This is a genomic window from Gilliamella sp. BG3 (genome assembly GCF_046635605.1).
GTDB classification, from domain to species: domain Bacteria; phylum Pseudomonadota; class Gammaproteobacteria; order Enterobacterales; family Orbaceae; genus Gilliamella; species Gilliamella bombi.
The window spans coordinates 18,630-34,151 of sequence record NZ_JBIDFE010000012.1 but is presented as its reverse complement, the minus strand read 5'-3'; the positions used below and the strand labels follow the sequence as shown (position 1 = coordinate 34,151).

General features: G+C 33.0%; 10 protein-coding genes and 1 pseudogene. 7 read left to right on the top strand and 4 right to left on the bottom strand.

Translation table 11 applies throughout. The features are described 5' to 3' along the window. The first annotated feature begins 380 nt into the window (after positions 1-380). The 5 genes and pseudogenes from ACGH6S_RS06955 (at position 381) to ACGH6S_RS06935 (ending at position 5,031) form a co-directional block, all read left to right on the top strand. A complete protein-coding gene (locus ACGH6S_RS06955) occupies positions 381-2,141 on the top strand; it encodes a hypothetical protein (protein WP_411578561.1) in 1,761 nt (586 codons plus the stop codon). A 269-nt stretch (positions 2,142-2,410) separates the two neighbouring features. Continuing rightward, a pseudogene (locus ACGH6S_RS06950) lies at positions 2,411-2,497 on the top strand (riboflavin synthase); the annotation flags it as partial. Between the two features lie 101 nt (positions 2,498-2,598). Continuing rightward, complete coding sequence (locus ACGH6S_RS06945; RefSeq protein ID WP_296300901.1) at positions 2,599-3,153, top strand: YbhB/YbcL family Raf kinase inhibitor-like protein; 555 nt, start codon at positions 2,599-2,601, stop codon at positions 3,151-3,153. Positions 3,154-3,178: 25 nt separating this feature from the next. After that, a complete protein-coding gene (locus ACGH6S_RS06940) occupies positions 3,179-3,961 on the top strand; it encodes an AraC family transcriptional regulator (RefSeq protein ID WP_085164084.1) in 783 nt (260 codons plus the stop codon). Positions 3,962-4,173: 212 nt separating this feature from the next. Then, positions 4,174-5,031 (top strand): carboxylate/amino acid/amine transporter, encoded by an 858-nt coding sequence (locus ACGH6S_RS06935; RefSeq protein WP_411579492.1) that lies wholly within the window; start codon positions 4,174-4,176, stop codon positions 5,029-5,031. 13 nt (positions 5,032-5,044) lie between these two features. Here ACGH6S_RS06935 and ACGH6S_RS06930 read toward each other — a convergent pair whose 3' ends face one another. Beyond that, positions 5,045-5,998 carry an AEC family transporter gene (locus ACGH6S_RS06930; protein WP_411578563.1) on the bottom strand — a complete coding sequence of 318 codons (954 nt, stop codon included), beginning with the start codon at positions 5,996-5,998 and terminating at the stop codon, positions 5,045-5,047. A 10-nt stretch (positions 5,999-6,008) separates the two neighbouring features. Continuing rightward, a complete protein-coding gene (gene yaaA / locus ACGH6S_RS06925) occupies positions 6,009-6,782 on the bottom strand; it encodes a peroxide stress protein YaaA (protein ID WP_411578564.1) in 774 nt (257 codons plus the stop codon). Positions 6,783-6,855: 73 nt separating this feature from the next. On the opposite strand from yaaA, the gene ACGH6S_RS06920 reads away from it, so the two are divergent. Both ACGH6S_RS06920 and rnz read left to right on the top strand, forming a co-directional pair. Continuing rightward, positions 6,856-7,083 (top strand): YccJ family protein, encoded by a 228-nt coding sequence (locus tag ACGH6S_RS06920; RefSeq protein WP_034910542.1) that lies wholly within the window; start codon positions 6,856-6,858, stop codon positions 7,081-7,083. 6 nt (positions 7,084-7,089) lie between these two features. Then, complete coding sequence (gene rnz, locus ACGH6S_RS06915) at positions 7,090-8,007, top strand: ribonuclease Z (protein ID WP_065589807.1); 918 nt, start codon at positions 7,090-7,092, stop codon at positions 8,005-8,007. Positions 8,008-8,064: 57 nt separating this feature from the next. Here rnz and argE read toward each other — a convergent pair whose 3' ends face one another. Together argE and ACGH6S_RS06905 are read right to left on the bottom strand one after the other, a co-directional pair. Beyond that, on the bottom strand, positions 8,065-9,228 hold the full coding sequence (gene argE / locus ACGH6S_RS06910; RefSeq protein WP_208610420.1) for an acetylornithine deacetylase: 1,164 nt from the start codon (positions 9,226-9,228) through the stop codon (positions 8,065-8,067). A gap of 239 nt (positions 9,229-9,467) precedes the next feature. After that, the gene (locus ACGH6S_RS06905; protein ID WP_411578565.1) at positions 9,468-15,488 is read right to left on the bottom strand and encodes an alpha-2-macroglobulin family protein; all 6,021 of its coding nucleotides are present in this window, start codon (positions 15,486-15,488) and stop codon (positions 9,468-9,470) included. Positions 15,489-15,522: the final 34 nt, after the last annotated feature.

Here is a 15,522-nt window from a genome sequence, read left to right as displayed (position 1 = left end):
CTTAAAACCTCTTGAGTGAAAAATTCATTTAAATCAATACGCTATCTGAGAAATTTTTATTGTAACATGCACTAATCTTTTAAACATCTGAAGTGATTGATTTGTCGTTGGAAACTATCGACAAATCAATCCCAACAAAATTTAAATTTTATACTCAAATACTTTTTATACTTAAACACATAGTTACCTGAAACTTTTTGACAACATTCTCAGGGTTTTCATCGCAGACAAAAGCGCCCTAATGAATCAATAATTATCTTTTTACACTCCTTAACAAATACCCTAATTTCAAATTTGAAAAAACCGTTTAACCTATTTATACTTTATATTGAGTATATAAAATTAAAATAAATATATATTGAAACAAAGGAATTAGAAGCATGTTAACATGTTGTTTAATAGCTAGCTATCACTTGAGTTTATTTTTTGGATTGAAAACAAGACGTAATTTATTGATGGTAAGCATTACCAATTCGCTAATGCCTTTTCATTTAGGATTAAATTCGAATTTTAATTTACTTATAAAATCTTCAAGGTTTTTATTATCTCATTTTTCCATCACACTATTATTTATTGTTATAAGTCTATTATTAACTGCCAATATCAATATAGCAAATGCGTTAAGTGCGACAACCAGTAATGTAATCAATGGTAGTGCACCATATCTAACCTTTGATGGTGGATTAACTAAGGCAGAAAATACCGAAGCATTACTTGCAATAACTTTAGCAGATGAAATGGAGATAAAAGCAAATGAAGATGTATCAAGCATCATAAAGCCGATAGAGCTACCACAAAGTATAAAAAAGTTTAGTGATATAAAAACAGTGGTGCCACTCCCAACATCAGGGAATAGCTATTATCCAAGTTTTGATTTAAATAATTTAATTGGTACTCCATACAATTATTGGGGCGATGATGATGGCGATGGTGATATAAGTGCCACTGGAAGTATAACTGTAAAGTGGCAAGATAATATGGGTAACGATATAACAGCAAACGTAAAAGCAAACCCAACCGAATTATTAAGTACTTCATGTGCTGCAAATTATCAATTAACGATAAAAGCAACCTCAGGCGAATTATCAACACGGTATGGTTCACCTAAAAAAAGTACTTTTAATGCAATAGAGCACACTTATTATATTAAACCACATAAAAATAATATAACCCCTTGTTCTGTATTATATGCACAACCCAATTTGGCCCATGATGACACTGCTTATGGCGACTATTATAATGAAAATTCAAATGGTGAGACATGGGTTGCTTGGAAGGGGTACAAAGTATCGAGTGCATCAAATAGTGGAAATTACGAAAATGACTCAAGCATAAAAGAAAATAACTTTCCAAGTACAGGATCGCATGGATTGTATTTTTATTTGTTATTTGAAGGTATAACGCCAGCAGAAGTATTAGCAGCCAATGGTAATCTAGTTAGTGCAGAAGAGGGGGGAAATGTCAGTTTAATATTAAGCACCGAAAATACGCCAAGATGGAGGCATGAGTATTATGGACCTAAACCATATGGGTATAGCGAGCCAGGTTTGAAGATAACGTTAAAAGGGCCGCGTTATAACTCAAATGATAAAAGTTTTAACCCTGTAACTTTTAAACTGTATGCTGATAGCAGTAAGAACAAATTATTATATGAATTCAGGCTAATGCGTTGGTATATAGCACAGCCTAATGTTGTGTATAATGGAACAGGAAATGGCACAGATGCTCAAACAGCTGTAAGGAATTATTGTCACAGTTTAGGAAGCGGTTATCGAATACCTGATATGAATGATTATACGAACACTAATAGGAGAGGTTGGTCAGGTGGGATACCTGGACGGAATAAATGGGCTGCTCTTCGTCAATTGAGTTACCAAACTGGAGGAAGATGGATAGGGGGAATATTGAATGAATGGGGATGTATAGTCAATGACTGGAATGCTGCAGGCTCTGGTGGTGCATCCAAATGCAATGGTTATACTGGAACCGATTGGGATAGCTATATGTATTGGAGTGCAGATGTGTCATTAAGTGGTGATTATAAAGGTAAAGGAATGTGGGTAATATCGAATGTTGGTGCACCTCGTGTTTTCGGGGATTTTTCCTATTCAACTTATCGCGCTGTCTGTGTTACACCATAAAAAGACATTAATGGCAAATCCTTTGCACAGGATAGTTGCTGGTGAAATCTGTTTATCTCTAGGATTTACTAGCATTGTTTACAGTAATTTGAAAAATTGCTGTAATGGATATACATAAAAAACAAAACTAACGCCTTATTACAGACAAGAGATATGGCGCTTATATCATAAACGGTCACTGATTTGGCTAAAAGCTTTATGGTCATTCGCCCAACCATTTAACGTATTAAAGAAAGCCCGATTGAAGCTTTTGCCTTTTTGACAAGTAAGTAGGAGACAAAGTCAAAATTGAAATTGACTCACAAACTCAAGCCATTGTTGATATGGTTGAACGAGTATTAGCCGCAAGAGAATGATAATATTAATCGAATTTGTGTCATATTTAAGCTAATTTGTGCTGATTATAGATTGAAAATTCCTTATGATGGCTTTTATTTAATAGTTAAAAGAGGTTAACATGCGTATTTTGTACAAAGCGAAAGTCATTATTTATAGTACATTATTATTGAGTACAAGTTGCAGTAATGCGGCACAATTACAATTAACTAGCACTGATCTTGTCGATAGCGGGTTTACTGCTCGGTTTATATCCAATCAATTTGGTTGTCAAGGCGAAAATATATCTCCGCAAATTTCATGGCAAAATCTACCCAAAGCGACAAAAAGTTTAGTATTAACTATGTATGATCCTGATGCACCAACGGGTTCTGGTTGGTGGCATTGGGTGATTGTTAATATTCCTGTACAAACGCCGTTTATTAAACAATCAGCAGGAAATAATCCCAATTTATTACCTAAAGGAAGTAGGTTAGTACGTAATGATTTTGGCGTGATAAATTACGGTGGTCCATGTCCTCCGCTAAATTCGACTCATCGATATCAATTTACACTTTATGCACTAGACATTGATCACATTGAGGTTGATGAACAAACCACACCAGCTCTAATTGGTTTTATTGCTAATTCGCATCAAATAGCGAAGGCAGATATGATTTACTCCTACTCACGTTGATATTGGTTAATAGGCTATTAGGATTATGGATTTTGCTTCAATTGGTCGAGTGACTTATATAACACAACGTTGTAATCAAACCCTAAAGCAGATTCAAAGCAATGATCCAATGATTGTCTATGTCATAAATGGCGAAAAACAGATTGAATGTGAGGGCGAATATTTTAAGGTAAAAACAGGTCAATTAGTCCTGATTCCAGCAGGTAATTTAATGAATATAAATAATTTTTATATTGATGATAAGGATTATCAAGCCATCTGTTATTCTTGGCATGCACAGTTAATAGACCAATTTGCTTTATCTCATCTTTATCAGAATAGTCAAATTCTTAAAAAAATTAAAGTTGAAACAATATTACCTGAAACTTTTATTACTCGATTGGTACAGATTAAAACAGAATTATTGACCCATAACCAATGCAATTCTAATCTTGTTAAACATTTATTTATTGAATTATTAATTAGATTATCTGCATTTGGTGTGTATTTTCCCCTGAATAATAACCCAAAAATTAGCCAAAAAATTCGCGAAATTATTAACCAGCAGCCAGACAAAAAGTGGCAGGCAGCAGAAATTGCTAAACAATTTGCTATGAGCGAATCAACTTTACGACGACATCTTGCTTTAGAAGGATATAATTTATCCAAAATTATCTTAGATATAAGAATGAATTTTGGTTTAATGCTGTTACAAACTACCCAAAAAACGATCCTACAAATTGCCCAAGAAGTGGGATATGAATCAGGCTCTCGTTTTGCTTTTTACTTTAAACAACGTTTTGGTTTTTCACCAAAGAGGCTACGTTAGTCAATTTTTTATCACTAACATTTAATTTTATTTATTAAATTTTTTTATGCGTGTTCATTACCGTGGTTTCTCAAATTACTGTATATAGCGACAATTGTTCTTACAGGTTGTCAATTATTTTTTCATAGTAATCAATTTTTATGATATAAAGTTTACAAGTGTTAAGCCAATTGATACGATCTGTATCTAGTTATTTTTTATATTCATCAATTATGCTTTATCTTATTTTTGTGACAATTATTTGGTCATTCTCATTTAGTTTTATTGCGGTTTATTTAAGTGGACAAGTCGATTCTTGGTTTGCTGTTGTAATGCGAGTGCTATTTGCCTTTATAACTTTTATTCCATTTTTACGTTTTAAAAATATTCGTTTTAAGCAGATGTTGCTTTTAATGGGAGTAGGGGCATGTCAATTAGGGATTATGTACTTTTTTTATTATAATTCTTTTCAATATATTTTGGTGCCTGAAGTTTTATTATTCACTATTTTTACACCAATCTATGTCACGGTTATTTATGATCTATTGCAACAACATCCTTTAAGGCTTAGCTATCTTTTAATGGCAATTATTGCAGTAGTTGGTGCAGCCATTATTCGTTATGATCATATTAGTGCCAATTTTATTATCGGTTTTTTATTAATTCAGGGCGCCAATATTGTTTTTGCATTAGGTCAAGTAGGATATAAAAGGATTATGGAGGTTTATCCAATGCCCCAACATCAAGCTTTTGCTTGGGTTTATTTTGGAGCAGTGATTGTTGCCAGCTTTGGCTGGCTGCTGTTTGGTGATGCATCAAAATTACCAACAACTAATTTGCAATGGGGAATTATTATTTGGCTTGGAATAGTGGCTTCTGGTGTGTGTTACTTTTTATGGAATTTTGGCGCGACAAAAGTTGATTCGGGTACTTTAGCTATTATGAATAATGTGGTTATCCCAACAGGGATTTTAGTGAATGTGGTTATTTGGCATCAATCATTAGACTGGTTACGCTTTATATTAGGTAGTGTAGTTATTGTGTTGGCACTATTGCTACACTACAAAATTAAAAATCGATCATTGAGTTAAGCACAATAAGCAGTTAAGGTAAATGTGTCATAATCGATAAAATTAGCGGCGTTGTAATAGAAGACAGCGTCGTTGATATTAGTAAGCTTGAAGCAATAGGTCCTTGTAACACTTCAAACTGTCTTGCCATCATATAACAATTTATTGCAATTGAAACCGAACTAAGTAATACCACTACCTGTAATTCCAAAGTTGGTAAACCTAATAGTTTACCCATAATGTAAGTAACAATTGGCAATGCAGCTAATTTTAAAATACAGATAGAGGTCGTAATAAGTAATTTGTCGCGAATTTTATATTCAGCCAGTCCCATACCTAGCACAATTAATGAGAGTGGTGCAGTCATATCGCTGACCATTTTTGTTGACTGATTGATAAATTTGGGCATAGGTAATCCAATATAATTTACGACAATCCCAGTGAAAATACCTATAATAATAGGATTTTTTGATACGTTTTTTAATGCTTTGATAAAGCTCCGTCCAGAAAATTTACCCATTTGAACAAATTCAATTGATACGGTAGCAAGTGACCATAAAATCAGAGCGTTAAATATAACAATAATGGCTACAATGGGGATTGCTTTCTCGCCAAGTAGCATTTTGATGATGGGAATGCCAACAAAGACGGTATTAGTATAAATACCACCCATAGCAAAAAGTGTACTTTCTGAACCTGTTAATTTAAATAATTTTGATGCAACCAAACAACCAAACGCAAAGACGATAAATGATCCACCAAAAAAGACAAATAACACTTTTATATCGATCTGTGACTGTTCAGAAAAGTGGCTCATGATCTGAAACAGCATAATCGGAAACGCTATATAAAAGGTAAATTTGGTTAAGCTGTCGGTCACAGTTTTTTGCCAACGACCAATTTTAACAGCTAAATATCCTAATAAAATTAAGATAAATAAAGGCAAAGTAGATAAAAACTGTGCCCATAATGTAGTAAGAAATTCCATTATTATTATTTTATTGATGATTGCGTATAAAGTACCATTCTAAGTCAGTTGATCGTTTCGAATCAAATTGATAGCCTTCTAGATTAAAACTTTTAATATCGTCACTCTTTTCAATGCAATTTTTTATAATGTATCGGCTCATTAGTCCGCGTGCTTTTTTTGCATAAAAACTGATAACTTTATAGGTATCTTTACTTTGATCTAAAAAAATAGGCTGAATTATAGTTGCATTTAATTGTTTTGGTTTGATCGCTTTGAAATATTCGTTTGAGGCTAAATTGATTAATGTGCGATGTGATGATTTGGCTAGTTCGCTATTAAGGTGTTGAGTTAATTTATCGCCCCAAAATTGATAAAGATTAGTGTTATCGCCATTTTTTAAGCGGATACCCATTTCTAACCGGTAAGGTTGAATTAGGTCAAGTGGTCTTAAAATACCATAAAGACCTGATAATATTCTTAAATGAGATTGTGCAAACTTTAGATCTTTATCAGTAAAATCTTCAACATGTAATCCTTCATAAACATCACCTTTAAAAGCAAGTATAGCTTGTCTTGCATTTTCAAGATTAAAATCACTATGCCAATCTTTAAATCGCTCATAATTAAGTTCGGCTAATTTTTTGCTAATAGACATTAAGTTAGCTAAATTCTCAACACTTAGTTTTTTGCAATCTTGAATAAGTTTTTTAGTTAAGTCAATAAATTGAGGAAGTGTGTAATTTGGGGTTAATAATGGAGATTGGTAATCCAAAGTTTTCGCCGGAGAAATAATTGTTATCATACGTATTTAGCCTATTGTGTTTTGCAGTAAATAGGTTTATTTTACCTCTAATTCAACTCAAAGGAGTAGCAAAATGAACATCGATAAAAAAGAAATACATGATATTAAATCTTGGGCTTCTGTTCGTGAAACCTCGATTGAAATTGCTGAGGCTATTTTTGAGCTAGCTAACCATGATGAAAAACTTGCCGAACAAATTTGGTCAGAAGGTAGTGATGAAGTGTTGAAAATTGCGTTTTCTAAAACCAAAGCGGATAAGTTGTTCTGGGGTGAGCAGACTATTGAACGTAAAAATGTTTAAATCTTTATGAATTTGACTTTTTTAGGGACAAGTGCTGGTTCCCCAACATTACAACGTAATGTGAGCAGTATTTTATTGGATCTTAGGCAAGAGCGGGGTAAGTTCTGGCTTTTTGATTGTGGTGAGGCAACTCAGATGCAAATGCAAAAAGCCAAGTTTAGTCTTGCTAAACTTGAGATCATTTTTTTAACACATCTACATGGCGATCATCTGTTTGGACTACCAGGTGTTTTAACTTCCCGTTCCTTGATGCAGAATCAATCTCCTTTAACATTGATCGCTCCGAAAGGAATTAAAATCCTTATCGAAACTGTTATTGAAATTAGTTATTCTTGGTTAACCTATCCTCTTAACATCATTGAGCTTGAAGAAAATTGTATCGTTTTTGAAGATAATCAGTTTCAAGTAGAAGCAAAATTATTACAACATCGTGTACCGTGTTTTGGTTATCGTATTATCGAAAAAGATCTACCTGCTCAGCTTAATATCGATAAATTAAAGCAAGATAATATTCAGGCTGGTCCTTTTTATAACGATCTTAAAAATGGTAAAACAATTACACTTGATGATGGGCGAATAATTAATGGCACAGATTACTTAGGTCAAATTAAAAAAGGCCGAAAGTTAGCAATTTTAGGTGATACTATTCCTTGCCAAACCTCAATTGATCTTGCTAATGATGTTGATTTGCTTGTTCATGAAGCAACCCAAGAACATGCTTTAGTTGATAAGGCTATTGAACGTGGTCATTCCACCACTGTACATGCGGCAACGATTGCCAAACAAGCTAATGCCAAAAGACTTATAATGACTCATATAAGCCCAAGATATAATTTGAATAACAATAAAAAGTTAGTTAATGAAGCAAAAAGTGTTTTTGCAAATACTGAAATCGCTACCGATTTTGCAACTTTTTCCATTTAGTTAGATTTATTTTATAAAATTTCGCCGATGTTATTTTATCGGCGAATAAAAAACAGATTAAAGACAAAAATCCTTAATTAGTTGTTCTATTGCTATTTTAGTTGGTTTTAAAAAGTCCATTGAAATAAACTCATCGGGCTGGTGTGCTTGTTCAATTGAACCAGGTCCTAATACAATCGTTGGTGAAATTTGGTTTAGGTAGGGGGCTTCTGTGCTGTAGTTGACTGTCTGCGCACTATGACCGACTAATTTTTCAATGTGTTGTAATGCTGGATGATCTTTTTTACACTCATAGCCCGGAATTGGGGCAACTTCGTATTCTATAGCAATTCGATTTGGATATTTATCCATAACGGGTTGCAGTGCTTCACAAAGCGCATGATAAAGTGAATCAACATCGTTATCGGGCAATACACGAATATCAATCACTAGCTCACAACAACCGCAAATACGGTTGGCCGCATCCCCCCCGTGAATAACACCTAAATTTAGAGTAGGGTAAGGAACGCTAAACCCGTCATTATGATATTGTTCTTTAAATTTTTGTTTTAGTACTAACAAGCGTTCAATGACTAAATTCATCACTTCGATAGCGTTAATACCTTTATCAGGATCGCTAGAATGCCCTGATTTACCAATGACTTTAATGGAATTAGAGATAAATCCTTTATGTGCTCTGATGGGGATTAACGATGTTGGTTCGCCAATAATAGTACAGTCGGGTTGTAATTTAGTATTCTTCGCAAAAAATGCGGCACCAGCCATTGAAGTTTCTTCATCGGCGGTGGCAAGGATATAAATGGGTTTAGTTAACTTTTTAAGATCAATATCACGCAGCGCATCTAAAATAAAGGCAAAAAAGCCTTTCATATCAGCGGTGCCAAGTCCATATAACTTATTATTTTCTTCCGTTAATTTAAAGGGATCTTTACTCCATTGCCCATCATCAAACGGAACAGTGTCACTGTGTCCACTTAGCAATAAACCACCTTGGGTTTTATTTTCGGTATTTGAATAAGTAGCTAACATATTATATTTATGACGAGTATTAGGAACAGGTTGGATATCAATAGCAAAACCTAAATCTTCAAACCAACAGGCTAACTTGTCGATGAGTGCTTTGTTAGAATAATCTAATTTCTTGTTAGTAACGTTACTAATTGTTGGTATTGAAATTAGTTCGTTATATATTGTTAAAAAAGACGGTAGGGCCATAAAAATTACCTTTAAATGTTAAACGAAAATATATTATTTTATAATGCTATAAGCATAGCATTTACCTTTTCATTTGCCTATCAATAACCTTATTGTTTCATTTTCTGTTTTATATTAAGCATAAAATTAATTTAATCGTTTGAATATTAAAAGCAAGGTTTAGAATATGTTTTTTATTATTATCGTTATCTTTGATAAAAACGGGCTATAAGCCCGTTTCAGTGATTGATTAACTGTAAAAACAACTATTGTTGTGGGATGATTCTTATCTTTTGCCCACCTTTTGATACGGCTTGAATATCACGATCATACATTGCTTCACCAAATGCAGGTGGAATGCTATAGATTCCTACATTAGTTGCTTTTATTTGATAGGTGAATTCTTGTATTTTATTATTATAAGTTGAACCATAAATAATAACACGATCTTCACGTACATCTGTATATTCAGGATACCAAGTGTATTTTCCTGTTTTTATACTAATTGGTGAAATCCAGCCATAATTTTCATCATAATCATCTTCTTCATAGTCATCATATTCTTCATTATCTTGAATATATTCGTCATAATCTTTTTCCTGAGAATTTATTGGTTGTTGTACTACTTCAAAACCACCTGGTAGTAAATCAACAATGGCAATATTAGTTGCACCTTCATCTGCTAGTGCTCGGATTCTAACTGTCACGTTAATTTTATCGCCAAGTTTGACTTGTTCAACAGGTTTGCCATCAAGATCAGTAAATTCACGATATACTTCAAGCCCCCTTTTAATTGGCTCTTTAGGGATATCTTTGTCATAACCTTGTTCAGACAGCATATACCAAACAGGTAAGCTTGATTTATTAGTTATGCTTAATTGTGCATCTTGATCATTAAACTTGCCTTTAGCTAAAATTCCACTTAAATTTGCAATAATTCTTTGTTTTTCTGCATCCTTTGATATTGCATTAATTTCAAGAGTATCTTTAGATAAATTTGATTGTTCAATGCTCTGCGAATAACTACTTAAAGCCAATATTGTCATTGCTGCTGATTGAGTAGTATATTTTTGTTTATTTAGCATGATAACCATATTTTCTAATGCTTGCGCAGGAATATCTTTTGCTTTTTCAGGAAAATGTTTGCTAATTAAATAGATTTTTCCTGCATTAACGACCAGTGGATCATAATAGTTGTTTAGCCACCAAGCACGATCATATGCAGCTTCTAATTGTTGCCAAACAGGTTTGATTAATTTATTTGCTTCTTTATCCATCTTTAACATTTTATATGATGAAGCTAAATACATTGCTGTTATATCTTTTTTCCATGAATCATCTTTTCGATTAAGATTGCTAATGGTAGAGGCTAAATAGCTTGTTGTAACTTGATTTTGCCTTGTTAATAAATAGATAGCATAAGCACGTACTCTTAAACCATAAGTACTAGTATCACTAGATTCAGCAATTGTTTGCAAATATTTATTAGCATTATCAAGCATTTTTTGGGGAACTTGATAACCCATTTCTTTTGCTTCAAGCATAAAGTTTACTGCATATAATGTAATAAATGGATCAACATTATAAGTTGAGTACCATAAACCAATTGCACCTTCACTATTTTGGCGAGATTGCAGCACTTGGAATAATTCTGATAATGGAGCTATTCCTTCTTTTGAGGCCAGATCAAATTCCTTATATTTACTAGCGATCAAAATAGGAATCGCGCGACTAACAATCTGTTCAGAGCAATAATGAGGGTAATCCTGCAAATAGGTACTTAGGCCTTTACTTAGTATGAATGGTGAATAAGCTGCAGCAGCTTCACGTTTACTTAAATTATTATACATGTCTCTAAAATCAGTAAACGTTTGTTTATGATCTGCCATTCTTCCCATTCTTGTGATTAATCTGTATTCAGTTAATGGCCGTATTGAAAGGCTAATATCACGAGTAATTGTTATATCATTATAGTTGGCGGAAAAGTGAAGATCGCCATTACCAAGCTGATCTGTTGCTTTAAAGTTAAATTTTAAAACCCCATCTTTGCCATTAGCCAATTCGATGGTTTTTTTATTATCACTCGTGATTGATAGATTAGGAGTGGTTGAAACTTTAACATTAATAGGAATTACTTTATCACCAATATTTTCAATAAGATTAGTTACGTTTAGTGAAACTTCAAACTCATCATTTGGTGCAGCAAAATATGGGACATTAGGTTGTAAAACAATATCATTATGTACTGTTGTTGACATTTGAGTATGTCCCATTGTTTTGTCACCAACTGATACTGCCATGATACGAATTTTGCCATTAAAATAATCAGGCACTTTATATTCAATGGTTTTATCGCCATCGACATCGATAATACCTGACCAATAAGCTACTGGTTCATCTATTTTCCGTTTAAATGGATTTAAATGATTTGATAAGACATCATCATTATCACCATCACCACCAGGTGCTGAAGCTGTTATTAAATGTCGAAATTCTGGCAATATAAGATCTAAAATTTGCGACGTTCTTACAGATAGTGCTTTTTTGCGTAAGAAGCTATTTAATGGATCTTTCAGTTTATAATTTGAGACTTGCAAAATTCCTTCGTCTACGGCAAATACAACTGCTTTTTGTGGCGTATTTGTGTGTATTGTAATTGGTAGCGTATCTCCAGGTTTTATTAGTGATGGTGCTTGTAATACGATTTTATCGTTAAATTGATCATTTGAAATTTTGAAAGGTATAACACCGTAACTAAGTGGACTCATAAAAATTTCATCAGAATTTGGATCACGAATAAATTGGACATTAATATAACCATTACCACCAATGTCTTTTGGTAGGGTTATTTTTTGTATTGAGCTTGTTGTATCTGTGTGGAACCACTTCCAAGCATACACTTTGTCGCGCTCAATAGTAATAATACCACTACCTACATAAGGAGCTGTGATTGAGACTTCTATTTCATCACCTGGATTATATTGTGCGTCTTTAATTTTTAATGAAAGCTCCGCATTACGGTCTAAATTACGAGTAACATTCGCTTTACCTACAATAGAGTATTTACCTTGGTAAAGTAATTTGTCATCATTATTTTTGATTTGAATAATATAATTACCAGGATTTTTACTATCTAATTGATACCTAGTTTTATCTTGATTAATCTTAAATGGTTGTTCAGATAGAACCGATTCTTTACGGCGTGATTCATATTTATAAACTCCTGAAGATTGTCTAACTAATACCGATAGATATTTTTCTTCAATTAAAACAAGTTTTAGATCAGATAACTCTATTTTTTCTAAAGTCGGATTTATCGCTATAAAATCAATATGACGAACTGAATCCCTGTTAATATATCTTAAATTGCCATCCGCTTTAGCTCCGACTAAATAATCATTTGGTGAAATAAAGGTGCTTGCAGTTGTCGCAACGCTTCGTCCACTATCAGGCTCAAAAACATCGGTTAACATTCTTAGCGTGTAGTTTCCTTCAAAGCTTTGTATATTGTCATTGAGATTGAGTTTTACTATACCGTTTTCATCTGTTGTTTTTTCATCTAATTCAACTTTAAAACTATTTCTTTCACCAGAAATATTTTGGTAGAAATAGTAATCTTCATATTTTTTGAAATAAGGTGTTGATGGTTCAAGAATTAATGTATTTGTGACTCGACGATTAGTTGCATCAGTACCGATTAGGTTTTTGGCTTTAATCTCAGCTTGGATATTTTCAGGTTTTAACCAACCATCTTTTATTTCTGGCAACAACTTAAGAGAAACAGCAGTTTTATCTGGTTCAAATTCACGAACTACAACCGAACTTGAGCCTAATAGGATTCGCGATTCTTCATCATCATTTTTCAAATATAAATTAATATACCAATCACCAGTAGGGGATTCATAGTTAGTTTTATAGCTAAGTTCATTAAAACCTGATTTATTTAGTACAATCGATTTTTTGAGTGCTAGATTGGATTTTGGATCGTAAATTTCTGCTTCTACGGTGATACCCTCTAAGGAATTAGTCCATTTTTGAGCTCTAACTATGGTACCTATATGGAATGTGTCGCCAGGGCGATAAACACCTCGATCTGAAAAGATGTGAGATCGTAACTCCCCACCTTCAAGGGTTTCACGAATGCCGCCGATATCAAAACGAGATAGATTTAAATTTCTTTCATAACTTTTGATTGGTAAAAATGATAGGTCACGGTCTTTTTCAACAACATATAAAAGAGGCTTGATGCCTTGATAATATTCAGACAATGGCGCAAAACGAACATGACCATTATCATCTGTAGTTTTAGACGTAATAGCAATCCCATTCATGCCTAGAACTGAAACTTTAGCACCGCTAATGGGTTCGCCTGAACTTATAGATTGAATAAAGAGATCATTGGATTGATCAAGTGACTTTTTGGCGATAATTCCTAAATCAGTAACGACAATAAAGCGTGAAGCCATGAACTCATATTTAGTATCTTTTTTATCTTTTCCATAAAGTCTTAACAAAAAGACACCACGATTCTTATTCCCATTTGTGTTAGCAGTTAAGTAACGAGTTAAATCGACATTTGTGTATTTAACTTCTTCAGGAGCACCTGTAACGTCTTTAGTTATGCTGTATTTTTCAATAAAATGATCATTATCCAATTCGCCAAAATTCATATCGCTAAATTCGTAACTTTGATTAAAAGCTACTAAATGTTGAAGCTGTGAAGGGATAACGCGATCTATTTCTAACTTCATCTGCTCTATATTGCGCGATACTATAGGTAGTTTTTTCTCGCCAGATAAAGATAATAAAGAACCTGATGCGGCAAAATCAAGATAAGTTGGGTAACTAGGAACTGTTAATATTGTCTGATAATCTTGTTTTAAAAAATACCCCTCTTGAGAAGATAAAGGTTGATTAACTTCAATATATACCTTTGAGTTTTGTTCAGTTTTAAATTCAAAGCTAATTTGATTCTGATAAGCAAGTTCAGTATCAATTGGTTTTATTGATATTGGAGTTGCTCTTTCGAGTATTTCTGGTGTTACATTGTATTTTGTTTCGTATCTACCAGAAGATCTATTGTAATAGCTTTCACTATAAGAACCATTGTTATTTTCAGGTAATTGCCAAACTTTGATTGCTTTCGATACATCTTCAGATCTTACGGCATGACTTAATGATAAAACTAATACCTGCTGTATTTTTTCATTGCTTTTTTCAACCAATGTAAGCTCTGTTCTTGTAACACTTAAATGATATTTATCTGGTACAGTTACACTATTAGTTATATCATAATTCATTGAGTTACCACCTAAAGTTGATCTAACCCCTTTGTTAATTGTTATTTTTAAATAACCTTCTTTATCAAGTAAGGGAATAGGTGCGCTCTTTATATATGCGATTTTGTCATTATCACCATAGGTTATAGTAAAATCGACATGGTTTAAGAATTCATCATCGTTTTTTTCGTATGAATTGTCAGATTTCTTCTCTTTTTCATAAAGCGATAAAATAATATTTTTTTCAAAGCTTTGCCTATCAACAGGATGACTAAATCTGATTGTATTTATGACGTTCCTAATATTTGTTTCTGTAGGGTTGGAATAAAGCTCACCTCGATTTCTGAAATTATATTCAAAATTAGGAGAAATAAAGGAAAAAGTTGCACTATTTTTTTCTAGTTCGCTATTTTCAGCCAATAATTTTGACTTATCCAATATGACTGTATATTCAATACCAAGTGGCCACTTTCTCTCTTTTGGTGTGAATTTTATTGTTGAATCATTTGACCATGTCCATTTTCCCTCAATGTTTGGTGAAATACTAATACCTTCTGTTATTTCATCTTTATTGATTGATTCTAGGGGAATTGGTGGGCGTTTAGCACCGGTGAATTGGATATATATTATATCGTTACTTGTACTTGGTGGGACTAATTTAGCTGAATAGGTATTTATTACTATAGGTGCTGGTTCAATCGGTTTTGGGCGGTTTAAATACCAATGATAGGCATAATTTCCTGAAAAATAAGCAATAAATCCTAAAATAATACTTGCGCTAATTATAGTTTTTATTTTTTTTAATACAGAACCTGTCGCATAGTAAAATCTTTTTGCATCAGGTAACCAACTTGGTGTTGACCATTTAATATCGCCAATAATTGGGCTAAATAGCCAAAAAATTCCTTTTATTAAAATAAATAAAAAAATAAGAAAGGTACTAATTATTTCCCAAGCCTTTTGCAGTATATTAAAAGGTAACAGCAAAATAAATTTGAACAACTCCATTGTTTATTTCCTATTTCTAAAAAAATTAATGATT